Here is a 22,870-nt window from a genome sequence, read left to right as displayed (position 1 = left end):
CGGGCACAGTTCCGATGCTCGAGTATTGCCGCATTCGCCGGTATCGGGATAGAGGGCTTTCGCGGATTGCCCTCAGTCGTAGCCGCCGATCGTGAGCAGTTTCATTGCCAGACGGTAGACCACATAGGCCACCCGGTTCACGACCCGCTCGTGCCAGGGGCGTGCCGCATAGCGGACCGCGTCGATCGGTCTCGCATCGTCGAAGGCCGCCAGAATCGCGCGGCGCAAAAGACCGATTTCCTCGTGCTCGACGAGCACGACATTCGCTTCATTGTTGAGCACGAGGCTGAGCGCATCGAGATTGGACGAACCGATCGTCGCCCAGCTCGAATCGATGACCGCCACCTTCGCATGCAGCATCGTCTTTTCATACTCGCCGATATGCACGCCCGCCATCAACAATGTTCGATAGAGGTAGCGCACGGCGTGATCGAGCATGACGAATTCCTTTCTGCCGACGAGCACGCGCACAACCACGCCGCGCCTTGCCGCGCGCACGAGCGCGCGACGCATTCTGCGCCCCGGCATGAAGTAGGGGTTGGCGACGAGGATTTCGCGGCGCGCGCGGCCGATTGCCACGAGGTAGGCCTTTTCGATCGCGCGGCGGTTCACGAGGTTATCGCGCGCGACGAATGCGACGGCTGGCTCGCCGGCCGTCAAAGGCGCGGCGCGCCGAGCACGCCCGCCAGGCGCTGACGAAATACCCCGCATGCCCGCGCGTAGCGTGTCGAGCGGATTCGGCCGATGGCCGATCTCCAGACGGCGCCATTGAATGTCGAACGCCGCTCGTACCTGCGCAACGACGGGCCCGTTCAATTCCACGGCAAAATCCCAACGCGGGAACGGCAGGCGCAAAGCACCGGCATCGTAATCGTCGACGATATTGATCCCGCCGCAAAACGCGGCGATTCCGTCGACAAAAGCGATCTTCCGATGCGTGCGCGAAAAGCCGAACCGGCCGAACAGGTGCCGATTGTAGACACGGTGTTCGACGCCGGCTTCGCGCCACGCGTCGAACAGCGGAAGCCAACCCGTGCCGACGCCGTCGGTGATCACACGCACGCGCACGCCGCGCGCGGCCGCGCGCATCAGCGCCTCCGATACCGGGCGGCCTGCCGCATCGTCGCAATAGATATACGTTTCGAGCGCCACATCGTGCTGCGCGGCGTCGATGCGGGCAATGAGCGCCGCGAAGTAGGCATCGCCCGTGGTGAAAAGCCGCACGCGATTGCCGGCGGTGAAGGCAAGGCGAATCGAACGACGCCGCGATACCAGCGCCGCGCCGAAGCGCGCGAACCGGCGCGCGCCGTGACGGCTCATTCGCCGCGCACTCGCAAGCGACGCGGCAACTGCAGGATCGCGTCGCGGTTGGACGACGAAAAGCACCGGGCCGCCGCTTGCTCGTAGGGCAGCCAGACGTAAGCGGTGTGCTCGCGCGGTGCGAGCTTCACCTCGAGCCGCCGCGGCACTTCGAGCCCGAACCAGTGCTCCAGGTTGCGAGTGACGCCTTCGGCATAGCGATGGCGCCAGACCGGATAGATGTCGTACTCGATGTGGTGGCCCCAATCGACGAGCGCGCTCGCCGGCACGTCGGCACTGCCGATCGCGATGCCCGTTTCCTCCGCCACCTCGCGCATCGCGGTCTGCGCCAGCGGTTCATTAAGGCTGTCCTTCGACCCGGTCACGGATTGCCAGAACCCAGGGCGGTCGGCGCGCTCGATGATGAGAACGTCGAGCTCGGTCGTGTAAATGACGACGAGAACGGACTCCGGGATCTTCGGCGGTTTTTGCATGGCTTTGACAAAAGGCGCCGAAGCGCCTTTTCCGATGATCCGCGCGGCACGCCGCGCGAGAGCAACAGCTTACGCCTTCGGCTGCTCGGGCTGGCGCAGCCGGATATGCAGCTCGCGCAGTTGGCGCTCGTCGACGGGGCTCGGCGCTTGCGTCAGCAGACATTGCGCACGCTGCGTCTTCGGGAACGCAATGACATCGCGAATCGAATCGGCGCCCGCCATCATCGTCACGATGCGGTCCAGGCCGAACGCAATCCCGCCGTGCGGCGGCGCGCCGTACTGCAGCGCGTCGAGCAGGAAGCCGAATTTCGCCCGCGCCTCGTCCGGACCGATCTTCAGCGCGCGGAAGACCTTGCTTTGCACCTCTTCGCGATGGATCCGCACGGACCCGCCGCCGATCTCCCAGCCGTTGAGCACCATATCGTACGCTTTGGCGAGGCAACGGCCCGGGTCCGTCTCGAGATACTCGAGATGCTCGTCCTTCGGGCTCGTGAACGGATGGTGCGCGGCGACGTGACGCGCCTCTTCCTCGTCGTATTCGAACATCGGGAAATCGACGACCCACAGCGGCTTCCAGCCTTGCTCGACGAGGCCGTTCGCCTTGCCGAATTCCGAATGGCCGATCTTCAGACGTAATGCGCCGAGGCTGTCGTTGACCACCTTCGCGCGATCGGCGGCAAAGAAAATGATGTCGCCGTCTTGTGCGCCGGTGCGCTCGAGGATCGCCGCAATCGCCGCATCGTGCAGGTTCTTGACGATCGGGCTTTGCAGACCGTCGCGCCCTTTCGCGGCATCGTTGACCTTGATCCACGCAAGGCCCTTCGCGCCGTAGATGCGCACGAACTCGGTATAGCCGTCGATGTCGCCGCGCGAGAGCTCGCCGCCCTTGGGCACGCGCAGCGCCGCGACACGGCCGTCCTTCGTATTGGCAGGTGCGCTGAATACCTTGAACTCGACGTCCTTCATCGCATCGGTCAGCTCGGTGAACTCGAGCTTCACACGCAGATCGGGCTTGTCCGAACCGAAACGCGCCATCGCCTCGGCGTACTGCATGACCGGGAACGGATCGTCGAGCGCGACATCGATCGTTTCCTTGAACACGTGCCGGATCATTTTTTCGAAAAGATCGCGGATTTCCTGTTCCGAAAGGAACGACGTTTCGCAGTCGATTTGCGTGAATTCAGGCTGACGGTCGGCCCGCAGGTCCTCGTCGCGGAAGCATTTGACGATCTGATAGTAGCGATCGAAGTTCGCCACCATCAAAAGCTGCTTGAAAAGCTGGGGCGACTGCGGCAGCGCGAAGAACTGCCCGGCGTTCACACGCGACGGCACGAGGTAGTCGCGCGCGCCTTCGGGCGTGCTCTTCGTGAGCATCGGCGTTTCGATATCGATGAAGCCCTGCGCGTCGAGGTACTTGCGCACTTCGATCGCCACGCGGTAACGCAAACGCAGGTTGTGCTGCATCTGCGGACGGCGCAGGTCGAGCACACGGTGCGTCAGGCGCGTGGTTTCCGAGAGATTGTCGTCGTCGAGCTGGAACGGCGGCGTGACCGATGCGTTGAGCACGGTCAGCTCGTGGCAGAGCACTTCGATCTTGCCGCTCTTCAGGCCCGCGTTGATCGTTCCCTCAGGGCGATTGCGCACGACGCCGACAACGCGCACGCAAAACTCGTTGCGCACACCCTCGGCAGCTTTGAACATGTCGGCACGATCGGGATCGCAAACGACCTGGACCAGGCCCTCGCGGTCGCGCAGGTCGATGAAAATGACGCCGCCGTGGTCGCGCCGGCGATGCACCCACCCGCACAGCGCAACGGTTTGACCCAGCAGGTGTTCGGTCACCAGACCGCAGTATTCAGATCTCATCGACATGGTGTTCGTCTATCGTTTGCATGATTGAGCGATGAACGCTACGCGTTTCGCCCGGTATTTAAAGAGGCGGTTCGACGGGCCGGCGCGCCAGCGCGGCCGCGGACGGCGCCGCGGGGGCGACCACACCCATCGAGACGATGTACTTGAGCGCCGCATCGACGCTCATATCGAGCTCGATGACCTCGCTTTTCGGCACCATCAGGAAAAAACCGGAGGTGGGGTTGGGCGTTGTCGGCACGTAGACGCTCACGTGCTCGGTATTCAGGTGGTTGAGGACATCGCCGCCCGGCACGCCCGTCAAAAAAGCGATCGTATAGGAGCCGCGCCGCGGGTATTCGATCAGGAGCGCTTTTCGAAACGCATTGCCGCTGCTCGACAGCAGCGTGTCCGAGACTTGTTTCACGCTCGTATAGAGCGGACCCACGATTGGAATGTGACGCACGATAGCGTCCCACCAAGTCACGAGCTTCTGACCGACGAAGTTCTGGGTAAACAGACCGACGATGAAGATGAACGCCAGCGTCAGCAGCGCGCCGATGCCCGGCAGATGGAAGCCGAAGAGCTTCTCGGGCTGCCACGAGGCCGGCAGCAAGAGCAGCGTCTGGTCCATCGTACCGATGATGAGCCCGAGCACCCATAGCGTGATCGCCAGGGGCACGAGAACCAACAGACCGGTCAGGAATACGGATTTGAGCGTCGTCTTTTTCATGTATACCGCCAGAAAACCGCGGAAAAGGTTCGGCGCGGCGTCCGAAAGCGCATTCGAGGACGGCCAGCCTCGAGCACGCCGGAAGCCGCCCGGCTGCCTGCCCGGTCACCGATCGGCGCGATGCCGCGGATCAGGCGTCCGCCGTGCTGGGGGCCGTCGTACCGGAGCCGGTCGAGCCGCTCGCGCCCGTCGAAGCCGCGGACGTCGCGGAAGCCGACGAAGCGGTACCCGTACCGGTACCCGAATCACCCGACGCCGTCTTCGATTCGCCGCTGTCTTTTTGGCCATTCGCCGCGGCACCCGCGCCTTTGGAGCCGCCACGGAAATCGGTGACATACCAGCCGGAGCCCTTCAATTGAAAGCCCGCGGCCGTCACTTGCTTCCGAAATGCCTCGCTCTTGCACTCCGGACACTGCGTGAGCGGTGCGTCGCTCATTTTCTGAAGCACGTCTTTTTCGAATCCGCACGATTCGCAGCGATAAGCGTAGATGGGCATGATTCTCTTCCCGGCAATTCCGACAAAACGGTTCGGTGCGTACAAAGCGTTGAATTATAACCGCAACCGGCCCCCGGTCTGATTTCAGGCAGCCGGGGGCCGGGCCGTTCCGAGATGGGGGCGTCGGCGCGAAATTCAAGGCCCCGGAAAGGGCCTTAGCGCCGGCGCCACGTGAGCCAGCGTTCGCGCCCGGCGAAGACGGGTAGCGAGTCGTCGACCGGCGCGTCCTCGACGAGCTCGAACGACGGCGCGAAGAGCGCCTCGAGTTGGGCGCGCTCGATACCGAACGGCGGCCCCTTTGGCGTCGAGCCGTGGAAAAAGAAGCCGGCGAGCAAGCCGCCTGGCGCGAGGAGCTGCGCCATACGTTGGACGTAATCGGCGCGGCGTGCCGGCGGCAGCGCGCAGAAAAACGCCCGCTCGTAGATCCACCCCGGCTCGAACGGCGGCATGTAACTGAAAAAATCGGCCTGCTCGACCAGCGCGCCAAATTCTCCAAGCTGCGCGCGGGCGGCCGCCACCGCATCGGCCGAAAAATCGATCGCGCGCACGGTCCAGCCGGCTCGAGCGAGCGCGAGTGCCTCATACGCGCTACCGCAACCCGGGATCAATACGGGGCGCCGTTCGATGCGCGCCATGAAAGCGAGAAACGCATGCTGCACCCCCGCCTGATCCCAGGGCGTAACCCCCTTGCGAAAACGCTCGTCCCAGAACTGGGCCGAGCCGGGATCGCGGGAATCGAAGGGCGGCTCGCTGCCGCGCTGCGTCGGATTGCTCATAGAGGAGGCTCCGGTCTCACCCGCCGTATGCCAGCACGAGCCAGAACCGCGCGGCCACGGCGCCGACGCCCATTGCCACGCCGAACAGCAGCAGCGCCTGCAACAGCCGATTCGTACGGCGCTGCTCGACGAGCAGCATCTGAATCACCGCGTCCTGCGCCCCGCGCGCACCATCGTGGCGGGCGGCCAGCACATTGTGCATGAGGCGCGGCAACTGTGGCAGCGTCTTGCTCCACTGCGGCGCTTCGACGCGCAGCCGATCCAGCCAGCCGCGTATGCCGATCTGTTCGTTCATCCAGCGTTCGAGGTAGGGCTTCGCCGTCTTCCACAGATCGAGCTCCGGATCGAGCGAGCGCCCGAGCCCCTCGACATTGAGCATCGTCTTTTGCAACAACACGAGCTGCGGCTGAATCTCGACATTGAAGCGCCGCGAGGTCGAGAACAGCCTGAGCAGCACTTGGCCGAGCGAGATGTCTTTCAGGGCCCGGTCGAAATAGGGCTCGCACACCGCGCGAATCGCACTTTCGAGCTCTTCGACGCGAGTGGTGGGCGGAACCCATCCCGATTCCAAATGAAGCGTCGCCACGCGGTGGTAGTCGCGTTTGAAAAACGCCAGGAAGTTTTGCGCCAGATAATTTTTGTCGAAGTCCGACAGCGCGCCGATGATGCCGAAATCGAGCGCGATATAGCGCCCGAAATGCGCTGGATCGAGGCTGACCTGAATGTTGCCCGGGTGCATATCGGCATGAAAAAAGCCGTCCCGGAAAACTTGTGTGAAGAAAATCTCGACACCTTCGCGCGCGAGCTTTGGAATATCGACGCCCGCCTCGCGCAGCGTCTCGACCTGGCTGATCGGAACGCCGACCATGCGCTCCATGACGAGTACGTTCTGCGTACAGAACTCCCAGTACATCTCCGGGACGAGCAACAGATCGAGCCCGATGAAATTGCGGCGCAACTGGCTGCCGTTGGCGGCCTCGCGCATCAAGTCGAGTTCGTCGTGGAGGTACTTGTCGAATTCGGCGACGACTTCGCGTGGTTTTAGACGTTTGCCGTCCGCCCATAGCCGCTCCGCCCAGACCGCGATGTCGCGCAAAAGCGCCAGGTCGGAATCGATGACAGGCAGCATGTTCGGCCGCAGCACCTTGATGGCGACGGGCTTGCCTGCATGCTGCCCCGCCTTGGCCTTCGCGAAGTGCACTTGCGCAATCGATGCGCTCGCCACCGGCACGCGCTCGAATTCGTCGAACAGTGCGTCGACCTTGGCACCCAGCGATTTTTCGATGATCTCGATGGCGACATCCGAATCGAATGGCGGCACCTGATCCTGCAGCTTCGCCAGCTCGATCGCCACGTCGAGCGAAAGCAGATCCCGCCGTGTCGACAGCACTTGACCGAACTTGACGAAAATCGGGCCCAGGCTCTCGAGCGCGAGCCTCAGCCGCACCGCCGGCGGCGACTTGAAGCGACGCCCGATCGTGCTGATGCGCAGCAGGAACCGCACACGGCGGTCGTTGATGCGGGCCAGCATCATTTCGTCGAGGCCGAACCGGATGACCGTATAGACGATCTTGATAAAGCGCAGAAAACGCATGGAAAAGTCCGTGGCCTCGCTAGCGGGTGCCGCGCGAAATCGAAGCGCGGCCGACGCCGGCTCGGGTCTCGATGCGCTCGATGCGCTTTTCCAGGCGCGCAAGGGCATCGCGCGCCCGCGCGAGCTCGCTGTTGAAGCTTTCGAGCAACGTGCGCCGCACGAGCTGTGGGTTCTCGTCGAGCCAATACTCGGCCGCCGCGTCGCGCAAATTGCGTCCCGCACGCAGTGCCCGCTCGCCGGCCGTGCGCACGAGCGCCGCCACCCGGTAAGCACTGGCGTCTCCGATCAGCCGCGCGAGATCCTCTTCCGGCTCCCAGCGCAAATGCTCGGCCAGTTTGCCGAGTTGCGTCGCGAATTCGGCGTCGCCTTCGATCCTGACATGTTTCATGACCGCAGCCTGCCCACCCTGCACGAATGCCGATACCGCTTCGGCCGGCACCGCGATGGAGACATCGGGAAGCGCGCCCTCGTGCTCGTCGACCGCGTTGAGATAGCCCTCGGGCTGCACCGCCAAGGTCACGGAAAGCGAAGAGAAGACGAGACGTGCCGTTTTCCCGGAATATGGCACGAGCCGCTCTCGCGCCCAGGCTTCGCGGGCGAGCAGGTGATTGACGGCTGCGGCAAAGGGCTTGGCGGCAAGGATCATCGGGATCGACATGGCTCGTGACCGCAGTAACAGCTAAAGCAGCAACTGCGGTCGACAAAAAAGCCCGCGCGAGGCGGCTACCTGCGCGGGCCACTATTGTAACGTCGGTTCGCGCACGGCCGCCGCCGCATCGCGCGCGATGGTGCGGCGGCAACGCCGCACCCGAACGACGTGCCGCGCTCAGTGATGCGCGATTTGCTGGATGCCGGCCAGCAGCCAGCCCTCGCCCGTGCGGGCCGCCTTGGAGAGATTCCAGACCTCGTTGAACGGCCCGGCCGACTCACCGGCCGACTCGCGAATCAAGCCGCTGAACCTCACGCTCGCCAGATATTCGCTGCCGCGATCTTCGACGCCGATGAGCTCGGCGTTGAGCTGCACGACGTCGGTCTGATCGCGCTCGCGGCCTCGCGCATCGATATCGACCTTCAGTTCAGCGAACATTTCGGGGGTCGTGAATTCGCGGATGTCGGCGAGATTGCCCTCGTCCCACGCCGCCTGCAATCGAACGAAGTTGACCTTCGCGTGGCGCAGGAAGGTTTCGGTGTCGAACCCGGCTGGCAACGCGGCGCTTGATGCAGCACCCATCGCGACGCCCGGCATCGCTCCGCTCGAAGCGACCGGCTCGGCCGTCTGCATACGCGATACCCCGAAGTCCCGCGTCGGCGCGCCACCGGCGCCCGCCGCCGCGGCGCCATAAGCCGGCACCGGCTCCCGACGGCGCGACATGAATTTACGCACGAGCCAGATACCCGCCATCGCCAACAACGCGATCACGATGACGTTTGCCATCATGCTGGCAAACGCGCCGCCGAGCCCGAAGTGCGAAAGCAATGCTGCGATGCCGAGGCCGGCCGCCAACCCGGCGATGGGGCCGAGCCAGCGCGAACGCGCCGGCGCCGGCTGCGCCGGGCTCGACGGCGTGCGCGCGGCGGCCGCCGGTTGCGCCGACTGCATCGAGTTCTGCTGCGTCGACGACTGCGACTGCGTTGCCGTGGACGGCGCCATTTGCGTGGTCTGGGCCTGGCGCCCGACCGTGCGTCCGCCCCCCAATCGCTTCGCTTGCGCATCGAGCGAAACAACGGTGGTCACGGCAAGCACCGCAACCAGCGCAACGGACCCGATCCGCCTCGCGAGCGACTTAGAAAGGTTTTTGGAAGCAACAGGAAGGGGATCGACCATCTCTAAATTCCTCACGAAAAACAAGCGGTTAGCGGCGCTAATATTTAGTCGCCACGTGCAAGGCTACCACGCCAGCTGACAAATTGTAATGTTTGACGGCGTCGAGGCCTGCTTGTTCCATCATTGTTTTCAGTGTTTCCTGGTCCGGGTGCATGCGGATCGATTCGGCCAGGTAGCGGTAGCTGTCGGCGTCGCGGGCGAATTTGTTGCCGAGCCAAGGCAAGACCTTGAACGAATAGAGGTCGTACGCTTTTTTCAGCGGCTCCCAAACTTTCGAAAACTCGAGGACCAGCAGCCGACCGCCCGGTTTCAGCACGCGCCGCATCTCGGCAAGCGCGACTTCCTTGCGCGTCATGTTGCGCAGCCCGAAAGCGACCGTGACCACGTCGAAGTAATTATCGGGAAACGGAAGCTTCTCCGCATCGCACAGCAGGGCCGGCGTGATGACACCTTCATCGAGGAGCCGGTCCCGCCCCACCCGCAACATCGATTCGTTGATGTCGGTATGCCACACTTCGCCCGTCGGACCGGCCCGCTTCGCGAACGCCTTGGACAGATCGCCCGTGCCGCCCGCGATATCGAGCACCTTCGCGCCCGGACGCACGTTCGCCTGCGCGATGGTGAACTGCTTCCAGACCCGGTGCAGCCCCCCCGACATCAGGTCGTTCATCAAGTCGTAATTCGACGCGACGGAGTGGAACACGCCCGCGACCTTCCTGGCCTTGTCCCGCTCGTCGACCGTTTCGAAGCCGAAGTGGGTCTTGCTCATCGCGAATATCCTCCGCTTTTTATTCAATGGTTCAGTGGCAATGCCCATGCGGCGCAGCGGACGTGCCGGGCTCGCTCATCGGCGCATCGCGGTCCACTCCTGCCGCCGCGAGCTTGCCCAGGTATTCGCTCCAGTGTGCATCCTGGCGAGTGGCCAGATCGTAGAGCAAGTCCCATGAGTAAAGACCCGTGGAGTGCCCATCCGAGAATGTCGGCTGCAGTGCGTAGTTGCCGACCGGCGCAATGGAGACGATCGTCACGTCGCGCTTGCCGGTCTGGAGCGTTTCCTGGCCCGGTCCGTGCCCGCGCACCTCGGCTGACGGCGAATAGACGCGTAGCAGCTCGAACGGCACCCGGTAGCTCTGCCCGTCCGCATATTGCAATTCCAGTACACGCGATTTCGCATGGACGACGACGCCGGTTGGAACCGGGGTATCGGGATTGAGTCCGCTCATGACCGCCTCGATATTCGTTGTGTTCAGTGCCGCCGGCACCCGCAGCGCGCCCCGGATCGCAGATCAGGCAAACGCCTGCACGATCTCGCGGCGCACCGCATCGCCAAGCAGCGTCGCTTGTGCGCGGCGCGATGCGAGCAGCGCTTCGGACACCGCGCGCTGCCGCGGCGCCCAGATCGGCAAGGGGAAATGCGCGTCGTTCGTGAAACGCGGGATCGCGTGCCAATGCAGGTGCGGCACCTGATTGCCAAGGCTTGCGAGATTGACCTTGGCCGGCTGCATGACTGTGCGCAATGCTCGTTCGACAGCATAGACCACGCGCATCAACCGCTCGCGGTGAGCGGCGGAAAGATCGGAGAATTCGGCGACATGTGCATTCCAGATCACCCGGCAAAAGCCCGGATAATCGATCTCGTCGGTCAGCACGACGCGCATGGCGTCATCCTGCCAAAGCACCGTTCCCCCTTCCTCACGGCAAAACACGCAGTCCATGGTCGTCCTTTCGCGTCGTTGCGGCCCGATCGTCACCGATCGAGCCGCCGATGGCCGCTATCGCTATTACACCAGCACGCGCTCGATCCCGCCATCGTTGGCCTGGCGCACGTAGTTCACCATCCAGTCCTCGCCGAGCGTGCGCCGCGCGATTTCGACGACGATGTAGTCAGCCTCGATGTCCGCATCCTCGTTGTAGCGCTTCAGCCCTTGCAGGCATGAAGGACAGCTCGTGAGAATCTTGACGTTGGCTTCGCCGTTCGCAGCGGCCCCGGCGTTCGCATCGACGATCGGCAGCGCGCGCAATTTGGCCGCCCCCTTTCTGATCTCCTCTTCCTTGCGAAAGCGCACTTGCGTGGAGATGTCGGGGCGGCTCACGGCGAACGTGCCCGATTCGCCGCAGCAGCGGTCGTTCTTCTCGATTTTGTAGCCGTCCTTCTCGGCGCCCATCAGCTCGTTGACGAGCTTGACCGGATCCATCGTCTTGATCGGCGTATGGCAAGGATCGTGGTACATGTACCGCGTGCCCTTCACGCCGTCGAGCTTCATCCCCTTTTCGAGCAGGAATTCGTGGATGTCGATGATCCGGCAGCCCGGGAAGATCTTCTCGAATTCATAGCCGGCCAGTTGGTCGTAGCAGGTGCCGCACGAGACGACCACGGTCTTGATGTCGAGATAGTTCAATGTGTTCGCCACCCGGTGAAACAGCACGCGGTTGTCGGTCACGATCTTCTCGGCCTTGTCGTACTGGCCCGCACCGCGCTGCGGATAACCGCAGCATAGATAGCCCGGCGGCAGCACCGTCTGCACGCCCGCCTCCCACAGCATCGCCTGCGTCGCGAGGCCTACTTGCGAGAACAGGCGCTCGGAGCCGCAGCCCGGGAAGTAGAACACCGCCTCCGAATCGACCGTCGTCGTCTTCGGATTGCGAATGATCGGCACGATCTTGTTGTCTTCGATGTCTAGCAGCGCGCGCGCCGTCTTCTTCGGCAGATCGCCCGGCATCTTCTTGTTGATGAAGTGGATCACCTGCTCGACGACAGGCGGCTTGCCCGTCGTCGCCGGCGGATGCGCGGTCTGCTTTTTCGCGAACTGCTTGAGCAGATCGTTGCCGAGTCGCTGCGCCTTGTAGCCGACGCCCATCATCGCCGTGCGCGCCAGGTTGATCGTGCGCGGATTCGTCGCGTTCAGGAAGAACATGCCGGCGGTCGTGCCCGGGTTGAACTTCTTCTTGCCCATCTTGCGCAGGAGGTTGCGCATGTTCATCGACACGTCGCCGAAGTCGATCTTCACCGGACACGGCGTCACGCACTTGTGGCAGACCGTGCAATGGTCCGCGACATCGTTGAACTCGTCCCAATGCTTGATCGACACGCCGCGGCGCGTCTGCTCTTCGTAGAGGAACGCCTCGATCAGCAGCGACGTCGCCAGAATCTTGTTGCGCGGGCTGTAGAGCAGGTTCGCCCGCGGCACGTGCGTCGCGCACACCGGCTTGCACTTGCCGCAGCGCAAGCAGTCCTTCACCGAATCGGCGATCGCGCCGATGTCGGACTGCTGCATGATGAGCGACTCGTAACCCATCAGGCCGAAGCTCGGCGTATAGGCGTTGCGCAAGTCCGCCCCAGGCAGCAGCTTGCCCTTGTTGAACCGGCCTTGCGGGTCGATCCGCTCCTTGTAGGCGCGGAATTCGGCAATCTCGTCATCGGTCAGGAACTCGAGCTTGGTGATGCCGATGCCGTGTTCGCCCGAAATCACGCCGTCGAGCGAGCGCGCGAGTTTCATGATGCGCTCGACCGCCGCGTGCGCATCCTGCAGCATCGCGTAGTTGTCCGAGTTCACCGGAATATTCGTATGCACGTTGCCATCGCCCGCGTGCATATGCAGCGCGACGAAGACACGCCCGCGCAGCACCTGCTTATGGATGGCCTGCGCCTCTTCGAGGATCGGCTTGAACTCGCCGCCGTTGAAGATCTGCCTCAGCTCGGCGCGGATTTCCTGCTTCCACGACACGCGCACCGTGCGATCCTGCGTCACGTGAAAGACCGTTGCATCGGGCTGGCTGTCGACGCGGTCGGCGAACTTCTCGGCAAGCGCCTCGTAGCCTAGCTGCACGAGCGTATGCTGCGCCTCGCGAAGCGGCATATCGAGGCTCTCGCGCAGGAAGACCCAGCGCGCACGCACATGCGCCAGCAATGCCAGCGCCTGCTGGACACGGTCTTCGAGCAACTCCGCGCTCGGAATCTCGTTGGCATCGTCGGTCTTGCCGAGCGGCAGCTTGCCGGCCTTGAAAAATGCTTCGAGCGCATCGACGAGCTGCAGCTTGTTCTTGATCGACAGCTCGATGTTGATCCGCTCGATGCCGTCCGTGTATTCGCCCATGCGATCGAGCGGAATCACCACGTCTTCATTGATCTTGAACGCGTTCGTATGCTTGGCGATCGCCGCCGTGCGGCTGCGGTCGAGCCAAAAACGCTTGCGTGCCTCGGCGCTGACGGCGACGAACCCCTCGCCGCTCTTGCCGTTGGCCATGCGCACCACTTCCGAGGTGGCCGAGGCCACGGCATCGGCATCGTCACCGACGATGTCGCCGATCAATACCATCTTCGGGAACGCATTGCGCTTCGATTTGGTTGCATAACCGACCGCGCGCAAATAGCGTTCGTCCAGATGCTCGAGGCCCGCAAGGATGGCGCCGCCGCGCTTCGACGTCTCGAACAGGTAGTTCTTGATCTCGACGATGCTCGGTATCGCCTCGCGCGCCTGGCCGAAAAATTCCAGGCAGACCGTGCGCGTATGCGCGGGCATCTTGTGCAGCACCCAGCGCGCCGACGTGATGAGGCCGTCGCAGCCCTCCTTTTGCACGCCGGGCAACCCGGACAGGAACTTGTCGGTGACGTCCTTGCCGAGACCTTCCTTGCGAAAGCGCCGACCCTCGATCGCCAATGTTTCCGTACGCAAAAGGCGCTCGCCCGGCGCGTGTTCGCCGTCGAACCACTTCAGCTCGAAGCGCGCCATGTCGACATCGTGGATCTTGCCGAGGTTGTGGCCGAGCCGCGTCACTTCGAGCCAGTTGCCCTCCGGATCGACCATGCGCCACCAGGCGAGATTGTCGAGCGCCGTGCCCCAGAGCACGGCCTTCTTGCCGCCCGCATTCATCGCGATGTTGCCGCCGATGCAAGAGGCGTCGAGCGAAGTCGGATCGACCGCGAACACATAGCCGGCAGCCTCGGCCGCTTCCGTGACGCGACGCGTGACGACGCCCGCGCCCGAGAAGATCGTCGGCACTTTGAGTGCGAGCCCGGGGAGTTCCATGAGCTCGATTGCGCCCAGTTGCTCGAGCTTTTCCGTATTGATGACGGCCGAAAACGGCGTGAGTGGCACAGCCCCACCCGTATAGCCGGTGCCGCCGCCGCGCGGGATCACCGTCAGGCCCAGTTCGAAGCACGCCTTCACGAGACGCGCGATTTCCTGCTCGGTGTCCGGCGTGAGCACGACGAACGGATATTCGACGCGCCAGTCGGTCGCGTCGGTCACGTGCGAGACACGCGACAAGCCGTCGAAGCGGATGTTGTCTTTCTGCGTGCAGCGTCCGAGCACCTTCAGCGCACGGCGGCGCAAGTCCGCCAGCGCCGCGAATTCGCCGGCAAACGCGTCCACCGCGCGGCGCGCGGCGGCGACCAATGTTTCCACGCGCGCGGCCCGCTCGCGCCCCGCGTCGTCGCGATGCTCGGCGAGATCGGCGTGCCGCCGCTTCTCGATTTCATTGAGCCGATGCTCGAGCGCCTCGATGAGCAGCGTGCGCCGCTTGGGATTGTCGAGCAGATCGTCTTGCAGATACGGGTTGCGGCGCACGACCCAGATGTCGCCGAGCACCTCGTAGAGCATGCGGGCCGAGCGGCCGGTGCGGCGCTCGTTGCGCAGTTCGTCGAGGATGCTCCAGGCTTCGGTGCCGAGGAGCCGGATGACGATCTCGCGATCGGAAAACGACGTGTAGTTGTAGGGAATCTCGCGCAGCCGCGGTTCGGGATCGGCGGCCAATGCGGCGGCGGCGCCGTGCGGGTCGAATACTTGTGGTGCGTTCATGGTCGGACGGGTCGATGGGCCGGCTTGCGAATCGGGTCGATCACGCAAACGGCGGCGCGCGTCACGCGCAATGTTTGGAAACTGGGCTTGAAAGCGTTTGGCTGCCGCTCGATGCGGCGCCGGCAAGCCTTCATGGGCTAAAGGCTCATGCGTGACGCGATCGCGCGTGACGGACATACTTTTCCGCCGCGGGACGCGCTTCTCGCGGAGCGGGGATCAAGTGGGCGGTCCGAGGCTGCCAGCGCATTTTCCGGTCCTGGTCTCAAACTGGAATTCTACCGCATCGAACGGGCCGCTGCTTGCATCGGCCAGCGCCGCCGGGCGTCGCGCCACGCATTGCTCGACCGACCGGACGGCCGGCAGATGACGAGGTGCGGAGAGCCGAAACCACCGCCGTTGGCGCTATCATTGACTATTTCCGCCTCTGCCGGCACTGCAAGCGCTTTGCGCGCACCGTCCCATGACCTCCTCGTCCCACGATTACCTCAAAAAAATCCTCACGGCCCGCGTCTACGACGTGGCGCGCGAAACGGAACTCGAACCCGCGCGTAACCTTTCGGCACGCTTGGCGAACCGCGTCTATCTGAAGCGAGAGGACAACCAGCCGGTCTTTTCGTTCAAGCTGCGCGGCGCTTACAACAAGATGGTCCATATTCCGACCGACGCGAGCGCACGCGGCGTCATTACGGCCTCGGCCGGCAACCATGCGCAAGGCGTGGCCTACTCGGCCGCGCGCCTCGGCGTGAAGGCCGTCATCGTCGTGCCCGTCACGACGCCGCAGGTGAAGGTCGACGCGGTGCGCGCCCACGGGGGCCCGACCGTCGAGGTGGTGCAAGTCGGCGAATCGTATAGCGATGCCTACGCGCATGCGCTCGAAATGCAGGAAGCGCGCGGATTGACGTTCGTCCATCCGTTCGACGACCCGTATGTGATCGCGGGCCAGGGCACGATCGCCATGGAAATCCTGAGCCAGCACCAGGCGCCCATTTACGCGATCTTCGTGCCGATCGGCGGCGGCGGTCTCGCGGCGGGCGTAGCGGCCTATGTCAAAGCGGTACGTCCCGAAATCAAGGTGATCGGCGTGCAGACCGAGGATTCGTGCGCCATGGCGCAGTCGATCAAGGCGTCCGAGCGCGTCACGCTCGCCGAAGTCGGGCTCTTTTCGGACGGCACCGCCGTCAAGCTCGTCGGAACCGAGACGTTCCGGCTGTGCCGCGAGTATCTCGACGACGTTCTCATCGTGAATACCGATGCGCTTTGCGCCGCCATCAAAGACGTCTTCCAGGATACGCGCAGCCTGCTCGAGCCGGCTGGCGCCCTCGCCGTTGCGGGCGCCAAGCAATACGCCGAGCGCACCGGCATCGAAAACGAAACGCTCGTCGCCGTCACGTCGGGCGCGAACATGAATTTCGACCGCATGCGTTTCGTCGCCGAGCGTGCCGAAGTCGGCGAGGCGCGCGAAGCCGTCTTCGCCGTCACGATTCCCGAGGAACGCGGCAGCTTCAAGCGCTTTTGCGAACTCGTCGGCGAGCGCAGCGTCACCGAATTCAACTACCGCATCGCCGACGCGAGCGCCGCTCATATCTTCGTCGGCGTGCAGATCAAAAGCCGCGACGAATCGGCCGCCATTGCGCGCGCGTTCGAGGCGCACGGCTTCGCCACCGTCGACCTGACCAACGACGAGCTCTCGAAGCAGCACATCCGCTATATGGTGGGCGGGCGCTCGCCGCTCGCGCACGACGAGCGCCTCTTTCGCTTCGAGTTTCCGGAGCGCCCGGGCGCATTGATGCGCTTCCTCTCGTCGATGGCGCCGGACTGGAACATCAGCCTTTTCCACTACCGGAACCAGGGCGCGGACTACAGCTCGATCCTGGTCGGTATCCAGGTACCCGTTGCGGACAACGAGGCGTTCGTGCGCTTTTTGTCGACGCTCGGGTATCCGTATTGGGACGAGAGCAGCAACCCCGTTTATCGCCTGTTTCTGGCCTGAGCGCGCTTTCGCGTGCCGGGCACCGTGTATCGAGCATCGCCATGACTCCCGAACAATCGCCGCTGGGCAAACCGGCCGCGTATACCGAACAGTACGATTCGTCGCTGTTGTTTCCGATCGCTCGCGCGCTCGCGCGCGAGGCGATCGGCATCGGCGCGCAGTTGCCGTTTTTCGGCACGGACATCTGGAACGCCTACGAGCTTTCGTGGCTCAACGCGCGCGGCAAGCCGCAAATCGCCATCGCGACGTTTCTCGTGCCGGCCGAATCGCCGAACATCGTCGAATCGAAGTCGTTCAAGCTCTATCTGGGATCGTTCGCGCAAACCCGCATCGAATCCGCCGATGCCTTGCGCGACATGCTCAAGCGCGACGTATCGGCGGCCTGCGGCGCGAGCGTGTCGGTGCGTCTCGCCACACCGGCGGAGTTCCACAAGCTCGCGCTCGACGAACTCGACGGGCTCTCGCTCGACAGGCTCGATCTCGAAGCCGACGTCTATCATCCCGAGCCCGCGCTGCTGAGCGCAGCGCATGGTGAAGCGCCGGTCGAAGAAACGCTCGTCTCGAATCTGCTGAAATCGAATTGCCCGGTCACGGGCCAGCCGGACTGGGGCAGCCTCCAGATTCATTACGTCGGACCACAGATCGATCACGCCGGGCTCTTGCGCTACATCATCTCGTATCGCAATCACACGGGGTTTCACGAGCAGTGCGTCGAGCGCATCTTCGTCGACATCCTGCGCGAATGCCGGCCCGTCAAGCTCGCCGTCTATGCGCGCTATACGCGCCGCGGCGGGCTCGACATCAATCCGTTTCGTACCAACTACAACCAGCCGATGCCGGACAATGCGCGCACCGCGCGGCAGTGACGCCGGCGCTTAGAGGGTCTGCGGCGCCCGGCGCTTAGAAGGCCTGCGGCGCGTCGTCGCCGCTCGCCCTCGGACCACGTGCGACGAAGCAGCCGGCCCGCTCCCCGGTCGGCTCGCCGCCGCGATAGCTTGCAACGCCGTTGACCCAGACCGCGTCGATCCCGACGGCAGCCTGCTGCGGACGCTCGAACGTCGCCGCGTCGAGCACGCGCGCGGGATCGAACAGCACGAGGTCGGCGTGCGCGCCGCGCCGCACTTCGCCGCGCCCCTCGAGACCGAAGCGCCGAGCCGGAAGACCGGTCATCTTGCGAACGGCCTCCTCGAGCGGCAGCAGTTGCTCGTCGCGCGCGTAATGGCCGAGCACGCGCGGAAATGCGCCCCATAGACGCGGATGCGGCAGGGGATCGTTCGGTAACCCGTCCGAGCCGATCATCGTTGCCGGATGCGACAGAATCCGGCGCACGTCGTCCTCCGACATGTTGTGATAGACGGCGCCCGCCGGTTGCAGGCGCGCAGCCGCTTCCCGTTCGCTGACACCCCATTCGCGCGCGATTGCCGACACGCGCTTGCCCGCCTGCTCCGGATGCGGCGTCGACCACGTCACCGTGATCTCGATATCGCCCGTCACCTGCGCGAGGTCGAGCGTCGTGGAGCTGCGATCGTACGGATAACAGTCGCAACCGATCGGCTGCAAGCGCCGTGCGGAGTCGAACGAAGCGAGGACTTCTTTGCTGCGGCCCCAGTTGCGCGGGCCCGCGCATTTCAGGTGCGAGATGACCACCGGCACGCGCGCATGCCGGCCGATGCGGCAGGCTTCGTCGAATGCATCGAGGATCGCGTCGAACTCGCTGCGCATATGCGTCGTGTAGATCGCGCCGGCCGCCGCGAGCGGCTCGGCGAGCGCCATCACCTCTTCGGTCGGGGCCGCATTGGCCGACCCATACGCGAGCCCGGAACTCAGGCCGAGCGCGCCATGTGCAAGTGCTTCTTCGAGCTGCGCGCGCATCGCCGCGAGCTCTTCTTGCGAGGCGGCGCGATCGAGCCGGTCCATGTGATTGTTGCGCAGCGCGGTATGACCGACCAGCGCCGCGACATTGACCGCAGGCCGCGCCGCATCGACGGCGGCGCGGTAGGCCGCGAAACTCGGATAGCAAAAGGCGTCGGCGCCGCCGAGCAGGTTCATCGGGTCGGGCGGATCGCCCGCGAGCGTGACGGGCGAAGCGCTGATGCCGCAATTGCCGACGATCACCGTCGTCACGCCCTGCGTCAGCTTGGGCAGCATCTGCGGCGAGCGGATCGCGTGGATGTCGTCGTGCGTATGCACGTCGATGAAACCGGGCGCCAGCGCGCGCCCTTCGGCTTCGACGAACTCCTCGGCAACCCAGTTCGACAGGTTGCCGATCGCGGCGATCCGGCCGTCGCGCACGGCCACGTCGCGCTCGACGGGCGGGTTGCCGGTGCCGTCGTAAAGCATCGCGCCGAGGATCAGCGTATCTGCGGCTTCAGGATGGGAATGCATGCACGAGCTCCTACAGCGGATGCGGCGCCGGCAGGGACACGGGCGCGCCATGCGCACGATCGTACTCGACCATTACGCCCGATGCACGCAATGCGGCCGTTTCCGCTGGCGGATGGCCGGCCGGCCTCGTACCATCGGCGTCTGAGCGGCCTGCCTGGATCCATGCCAGCGCCGCATTCGCAACGCTCCACCAGGATCGCCATGAAAATCGCCTACCAAACCGCCACGATCGACCCTTACGGCAAGGGGCTCGGCGCCGTGCCGAGCGCCAGCGTGCCGCTGAACCAGGCTGTCAACCTCGAGTGGAATCTGTTGGCCGAGGACGTGAGCCTGCCCGCCGCGGTGTTGCGCGCCGAGCGCATGGAGCACAACCTCAGATGGATGCAGGCCTTCATGGCCGAATACGGCGTGAAGCTCGCGCCGCACGGCAAAACGACGATGGCGCCGCAGCTCTTTCGCCGCCAGCTAGCCGCGGGCGCCTGGGGCATTACGCTCGCCACCGCGCACCAGACGCGCGCGGCCTATGCGGCGGGTGTGCAGCGCGTGCTGATGGCGAACCAGCTTGTCGGGCGACGCAATATGGCCATGATCGCCGAGCTGTTGACCGATCCGGATTTCGAGTTTTTCTGCCTCGTCGATTCAGCCGACGGTGTCGATCAGCTGGGCGCGTTCTTCCGCTCCGTGCGTAAGCCGCTCCCGGTGCTGCTGGAGCTGGGCGTGCCCCGAGGACGTACGGGCGTGCGTGACGATGTACAGCGCGACGCCGTATTGGCCGCGCTCGAGCGCAACGCCGATACGGTCAAGCTCGCGGGCGTCGAACTCTACGAGGGCATTCTCGCCGACGAGCAAGCCGTGCGCGCGTTCTTGCGCCGAGCGCTCGATACGACCCGCCTGCTCGCGGCGCAAGGACGGTTCGCCCGCACGCCGGCCATTCTCTCGGGCGCGGGCTCGGCATGGTACGACGTCGTGGCCGAAGAGTTCGCCCACGAATCGGCCAGCGGACGCGTCGAAGTGGTGTTGCGCCCCGGCTGCTATCTGACGCACGATGCCGGCGTCTATGCGAAAGCCCAGGCGGGTGTACTCGCGCGCAACCCGATTGCCCGCAAAATGGGGCAAGCGTTGCTGCCCGCGCTGCAGCTGTGGGCCTACGTGCAATCGATTCCCGAACCTGATCGCGCGATCGTCGGCTTCGGCAAACGCGATACGGCGTTCGATGCGGGCGCGCCTGTTGCCGCGCGCCACTACCGCCCGGGAACACAGGCACCGCGCGACATCGCGCTCGAGGAAGGCTTCGAAGTCACGAACATGATGGATCAGCATGCCTACCTGCGCATTGCGCCGGGTACCGACCTCAAAGTGGGCGACATGCTTGCATTCGACATCTCGCATCCATGCCTGACGTTCGACAAATGGCGGCAAATCCTCGTCGTCGACGCCGACTATCGTGTGACGGAGGTCGTGGAGACCTGCTTTTGAGCCGGTTCGACGGTTTGTGCGATGCGCGCTTCGAGTTGGCACAGCGCCGACGACAGCGCGGCTCGCGCGTCGGCGGGTAGCGCTCCCATCGTCTCGCGCAAGAACGCGTTGCGCCGCGGCAGGCTCTCGTCGACGGCGGCGGCACCCGCGCGCGTCAGCACGACGTTGGTGATGCGGTTGTCGCGCGCATCGGTGCTGCGCGCGACCCAGCCGAGCAGTTCGAGTGCCTTCAATTGCCGCGTGAGCGCGCCCGGATCGATACGGAGTTGTTCGACGAGCCGCTTTTGCGACCACTCCCCTTCGTCCGACGCCAGCGCGCGCAAGATCCGCCAACGCGTCATCGGATGCCCGACTTGCGCTTCGAACGCGGACATGAATGCGCGGTAGGTCCGCCCGAATTGCTGGACGGTGGCGACGTAATCGTGTTCTTCCATGGGGCGTGGTGGCTGACTTCCAAATTCACTCTGCGGCGGGCACCGGCTCGGCGGCCCTCGTAATCTTGATGCGCGGCACGCGCCGGCACTGCCAGATCGAAAATACGGCGACCACCAGTGCGACGGCAATGCCGGCATGGATGGCTGCGACGAGCGCCTCGCGCGAAGCTTCGATCAACGCAGCGCCATCGAAGCCTCGAACGGCCAGCTCTCGCGCGAGCGAGCGCTGAGCATCGATATTCACGAGGATCTGCGGATCGCGAAATCGAGCGATCCATTCCGTAGCACGGTCCGTCGCAAGCGCGTCGCGCACGCCATGCTCGTACATCCGCGTGACGAGCGTCCCCGTGAATGCGGTGCCGATCATACCCCCGATCATGCGCAACGACTGCAAAAGCGCCGTCGCGATCCCGAGATGCTCGCGGCCCGCGGTCTGTTGCGCGAACACCGTCAGGTTCGGCAGCACGAAGCCCAAGCCGAGCCCGCCCGCCATCATGAATGCCATCAGTACTGCGTGCGGCATGGTGCGCGTGGCGAGCACGGTGCCCAAACACGCCAGTGCAATGAGCATGAAGCCCGCGTAGAGCATCGTATTCGGATTGCGAACGCGCGTGACGACCCGCCCATTCACGATGCTGCCGATCGTGATGAACACGACCAACGGCGTGACGACGAGACCGGCATCGCGCGGCGAAAGGCCGAAGCCGCCTTGCAGCAACAGCGGCGCATAGAACAGCAGCGAAAACATCGAAAAGCCGCCGAGCACCGAAAGCGAGAACAGTGCGGCCAGCGAGCGATTGCGGAACATGTCGAGCGGAAGGATCGGTTGGGCGTTCGAGCGTTCCCACTTCAGCAAGCCAACCGCTGAGCCGAGGCCCACCACTGCCAGCGCGACGACGCTCGGCGTGAATCCATCGTGCGCGCCCCATTCGACGAAAAGCTGCAGCGCGCTGAGCGCAACGGCAATCAAAAGCGCCCCGATCCAATCGAGCCGCACGCGTGCGGTATGCGCCATATGCCGGAGATGCGGCAAATAGCGCCACACGAAGACGAGCGAGAGCAACCCGACGGGCAGATTCACTAAGAACGCCCACCGCCATCCCCAGTACTGCGTGAGAAAGCCACCGAGCGAAGGGCCGATGGCATTCGCAATCCCGAAGGCCGAACTCATCATGACCTGCCAGCGCAGGCGCACGACCGAATCGGGGAAAAGATCGGCGATACAGGCGAACGCGGTGCCGACGAGCATGCCGCCGCCAACGCCCTGCAGGCCTCGCGCGAGCACGAGGAACAGCATGCTGTTGGCCGCGCCGCATAGCGCCGACGCGCCGGTGAAAAGCGCGATCGATACAAGGACGAAAGGCTTGCGCCCGTAATAGTCGCCGAGCCGGCCGAAGATCGGGACGGTGATGACCGAGGTGAGCAGATACGACGTGGCCACCCACGCGTAGAGTTCGAAGCCTTTGAGTTCGGCCACGATGGTGGGCAAAGCCGTGCCGACCACTGTCTGATCGAACGCGACGAGCATGGTCACGAAAGAGATGCCGAGCATCGCGAGCAACGACTCACGAAACGGCAGTACCTGCGCACGGGAATGATGAGCGGCGGTATGGACAGCCATTTTTTGTCGATACAATCGTTGAGCCGTCAAAGATATCGTAATGCTAGCATGAGGCAGGCGACGGCGCTGGCGAGCGTGCGGACCACCGCTTGCGCGGGCCG

Annotated in this window: 19 protein-coding genes; 3 read left to right on the top strand and 16 right to left on the bottom strand. The window is 64.4% G+C overall.

Translation table 11 applies throughout. The features are described from left to right. Nucleotides 1-72: 72 nt before the first annotated feature. The 13 genes from GWC77_RS01745 to GWC77_RS01685 form a co-directional block, all read right to left on the bottom strand. Nucleotides 73-1,320: a phosphatidylserine/phosphatidylglycerophosphate/cardiolipin synthase family protein gene (locus GWC77_RS01745; RefSeq protein ID WP_173255126.1), complete on the bottom strand. Its 1,248-nt coding sequence runs from the start codon at nt 1,318-1,320 to the stop codon at nt 73-75. After that, on the bottom strand, nt 1,317-1,793 hold the full coding sequence (nudB, locus tag GWC77_RS01740; protein WP_173255125.1) for a dihydroneopterin triphosphate diphosphatase: 477 nt from the start codon (nt 1,791-1,793) through the stop codon (nt 1,317-1,319). The genes GWC77_RS01745 and nudB overlap by 4 nt, the downstream gene beginning before the upstream one ends. 69 nt (nt 1,794-1,862) lie before the next feature. After that, entirely contained in the window at nt 1,863-3,665 is a 1,803-nt protein-coding gene (gene aspS, locus GWC77_RS01735) for an aspartate--tRNA ligase (RefSeq protein ID WP_173255124.1), read from the bottom strand. A 58-nt stretch (nt 3,666-3,723) separates the two neighbouring features. Then, a complete protein-coding gene (locus tag GWC77_RS01730) occupies nt 3,724-4,374 on the bottom strand; it encodes a DUF502 domain-containing protein (RefSeq protein WP_173255123.1) in 651 nt (216 codons plus the stop codon). A gap of 130 nt (nt 4,375-4,504) precedes the next feature. After that, nucleotides 4,505-4,870 carry an FmdB family zinc ribbon protein gene (locus tag GWC77_RS01725; protein WP_173255122.1) on the bottom strand — a complete coding sequence of 122 codons (366 nt, stop codon included), beginning with the start codon at nt 4,868-4,870 and terminating at the stop codon, nt 4,505-4,507. Between the two features lie 155 nt (nt 4,871-5,025). Next, entirely contained in the window at nt 5,026-5,646 is a 621-nt protein-coding gene (locus GWC77_RS01720; RefSeq protein ID WP_173255121.1) for a methyltransferase domain-containing protein, read from the bottom strand. Between the two features lie 16 nt (nt 5,647-5,662). Continuing rightward, nucleotides 5,663-7,240 (bottom strand): ubiquinone biosynthesis regulatory protein kinase UbiB, encoded by a 1,578-nt coding sequence (ubiB, locus tag GWC77_RS01715; RefSeq protein ID WP_173255120.1) that lies wholly within the window; start codon nt 7,238-7,240, stop codon nt 5,663-5,665. A 19-nt stretch (nt 7,241-7,259) separates the two neighbouring features. Then, on the bottom strand, nt 7,260-7,886 hold the full coding sequence (locus GWC77_RS01710; protein WP_173255158.1) for an SCP2 domain-containing protein: 627 nt from the start codon (nt 7,884-7,886) through the stop codon (nt 7,260-7,262). A 180-nt stretch (nt 7,887-8,066) separates the two neighbouring features. After that, nucleotides 8,067-9,065: a Tim44 domain-containing protein gene (locus tag GWC77_RS01705; RefSeq protein ID WP_173255119.1), complete on the bottom strand. Its 999-nt coding sequence runs from the start codon at nt 9,063-9,065 to the stop codon at nt 8,067-8,069. A 37-nt stretch (nt 9,066-9,102) separates the two neighbouring features. Continuing rightward, nucleotides 9,103-9,834, bottom strand: coding sequence for a bifunctional demethylmenaquinone methyltransferase/2-methoxy-6-polyprenyl-1,4-benzoquinol methylase UbiE (ubiE, locus tag GWC77_RS01700; protein WP_173255118.1), 732 nt, complete (start codon nt 9,832-9,834; stop codon nt 9,103-9,105). 31 nt (nt 9,835-9,865) lie between these two features. Continuing rightward, nucleotides 9,866-10,288 carry a gamma-butyrobetaine hydroxylase-like domain-containing protein gene (locus tag GWC77_RS01695; RefSeq protein WP_173255117.1) on the bottom strand — a complete coding sequence of 141 codons (423 nt, stop codon included), beginning with the start codon at nt 10,286-10,288 and terminating at the stop codon, nt 9,866-9,868. A gap of 63 nt (nt 10,289-10,351) precedes the next feature. Further along, entirely contained in the window at nt 10,352-10,780 is a 429-nt protein-coding gene (locus tag GWC77_RS01690; protein WP_173255116.1) for an HIT family protein, read from the bottom strand. A gap of 66 nt (nt 10,781-10,846) precedes the next feature. Then, the gene (locus GWC77_RS01685; RefSeq protein ID WP_173255115.1) at nt 10,847-14,863 is read right to left on the bottom strand and encodes an FAD/FMN-binding oxidoreductase; all 4,017 of its coding nucleotides are present in this window, start codon (nt 14,861-14,863) and stop codon (nt 10,847-10,849) included. A 460-nt stretch (nt 14,864-15,323) separates the two neighbouring features. Here GWC77_RS01685 and ilvA point away from each other — a divergent pair, with 460 nt between their 5' ends. Together ilvA and queF are read left to right on the top strand one after the other, a co-directional pair. After that, the gene (gene ilvA, locus GWC77_RS01680) at nt 15,324-16,853 is read left to right on the top strand and encodes a threonine ammonia-lyase, biosynthetic (RefSeq protein ID WP_173255114.1); all 1,530 of its coding nucleotides are present in this window, start codon (nt 15,324-15,326) and stop codon (nt 16,851-16,853) included. Nucleotides 16,854-16,894: 41 nt separating this feature from the next. After that, a complete protein-coding gene (gene queF, locus GWC77_RS01675; protein ID WP_173255113.1) occupies nt 16,895-17,719 on the top strand; it encodes an NADPH-dependent 7-cyano-7-deazaguanine reductase QueF in 825 nt (274 codons plus the stop codon). Between the two features lie 34 nt (nt 17,720-17,753). Here the strand turns inward: queF and GWC77_RS01670 are convergent, their stop codons facing one another. After that, the gene (locus GWC77_RS01670) at nt 17,754-19,238 is read right to left on the bottom strand and encodes an amidohydrolase family protein (RefSeq protein ID WP_173255112.1); all 1,485 of its coding nucleotides are present in this window, start codon (nt 19,236-19,238) and stop codon (nt 17,754-17,756) included. 201 nt (nt 19,239-19,439) lie between these two features. Here GWC77_RS01670 and GWC77_RS01665 point away from each other — a divergent pair, with 201 nt between their 5' ends. Beyond that, nucleotides 19,440-20,714: an amino acid deaminase gene (locus tag GWC77_RS01665; RefSeq protein ID WP_173255111.1), complete on the top strand. Its 1,275-nt coding sequence runs from the start codon at nt 19,440-19,442 to the stop codon at nt 20,712-20,714. Here GWC77_RS01665 and GWC77_RS01660 read toward each other — a convergent pair. Together GWC77_RS01660 and GWC77_RS01655 are read right to left on the bottom strand one after the other, a co-directional pair. After that, nucleotides 20,678-21,148, bottom strand: coding sequence for a MarR family winged helix-turn-helix transcriptional regulator (locus tag GWC77_RS01660; protein ID WP_173255110.1), 471 nt, complete (start codon nt 21,146-21,148; stop codon nt 20,678-20,680). The genes GWC77_RS01665 and GWC77_RS01660 overlap by 37 nt on opposite strands. Nucleotides 21,149-21,173: 25 nt before the next feature. Then, nucleotides 21,174-22,769, bottom strand: a complete 1,596-nt coding sequence (locus tag GWC77_RS01655; RefSeq protein WP_173255109.1) for a DHA2 family efflux MFS transporter permease subunit — start codon at nt 22,767-22,769, stop codon at nt 21,174-21,176. Nucleotides 22,770-22,870: the final 101 nt, after the last annotated feature.

Source organism: Paraburkholderia sp. NMBU_R16 (genome assembly GCF_013282575.1).
GTDB lineage: Bacteria > Pseudomonadota > Gammaproteobacteria > Burkholderiales > Burkholderiaceae > Trinickia.
Note: the sequence above shows the minus strand (reverse complement) of the source record. Positions and strands in the feature narration are given on the sequence as shown.

Coding starts and splice junctions, on each gene's coding strand:
- GWC77_RS01685 (WP_173255115.1), bottom strand. CDS start 14,863: ATGAACGCACCACAAGTATTCGACCCGCACGGCGCCGCCGCCGCATTG.
- GWC77_RS01695 (WP_173255117.1), bottom strand. CDS start 10,288: ATGAGCGGACTCAATCCCGATACCCCGGTTCCAACCGGCGTCGTCGTC.
- GWC77_RS01660 (WP_173255110.1), bottom strand. CDS start 21,148: ATGGAAGAACACGATTACGTCGCCACCGTCCAGCAATTCGGGCGGACC.
- GWC77_RS01665 (WP_173255111.1), top strand. CDS start 19,440: ATGAAAATCGCCTACCAAACCGCCACGATCGACCCTTACGGCAAGGGG.
- GWC77_RS01720 (WP_173255121.1), bottom strand. CDS start 5,646: ATGAGCAATCCGACGCAGCGCGGCAGCGAGCCGCCCTTCGATTCCCGC.
- GWC77_RS01745 (WP_173255126.1), bottom strand. CDS start 1,320: ATGAGCCGTCACGGCGCGCGCCGGTTCGCGCGCTTCGGCGCGGCGCTG.
- nudB (WP_173255125.1), bottom strand. CDS start 1,793: ATGCAAAAACCGCCGAAGATCCCGGAGTCCGTTCTCGTCGTCATTTAC.
- GWC77_RS01725 (WP_173255122.1), bottom strand. CDS start 4,870: ATGCCCATCTACGCTTATCGCTGCGAATCGTGCGGATTCGAAAAAGAC.
- ubiB (WP_173255120.1), bottom strand. CDS start 7,240: ATGCGTTTTCTGCGCTTTATCAAGATCGTCTATACGGTCATCCGGTTC.
- aspS (WP_173255124.1), bottom strand. CDS start 3,665: ATGTCGATGAGATCTGAATACTGCGGTCTGGTGACCGAACACCTGCTG.
- GWC77_RS01690 (WP_173255116.1), bottom strand. CDS start 10,780: ATGGACTGCGTGTTTTGCCGTGAGGAAGGGGGAACGGTGCTTTGGCAG.
- GWC77_RS01730 (WP_173255123.1), bottom strand. CDS start 4,374: ATGAAAAAGACGACGCTCAAATCCGTATTCCTGACCGGTCTGTTGGTT.
- GWC77_RS01705 (WP_173255119.1), bottom strand. CDS start 9,065: ATGGTCGATCCCCTTCCTGTTGCTTCCAAAAACCTTTCTAAGTCGCTC.
- ilvA (WP_173255114.1), top strand. CDS start 15,324: ATGACCTCCTCGTCCCACGATTACCTCAAAAAAATCCTCACGGCCCGC.
- ubiE (WP_173255118.1), bottom strand. CDS start 9,834: ATGAGCAAGACCCACTTCGGCTTCGAAACGGTCGACGAGCGGGACAAG.
- GWC77_RS01670 (WP_173255112.1), bottom strand. CDS start 19,238: ATGCATTCCCATCCTGAAGCCGCAGATACGCTGATCCTCGGCGCGATG.
- GWC77_RS01655 (WP_173255109.1), bottom strand. CDS start 22,769: ATGGCTGTCCATACCGCCGCTCATCATTCCCGTGCGCAGGTACTGCCG.
- queF (WP_173255113.1), top strand. CDS start 16,895: ATGACTCCCGAACAATCGCCGCTGGGCAAACCGGCCGCGTATACCGAA.
- GWC77_RS01710 (WP_173255158.1), bottom strand. CDS start 7,886: ATGATCCTTGCCGCCAAGCCCTTTGCCGCAGCCGTCAATCACCTGCTC.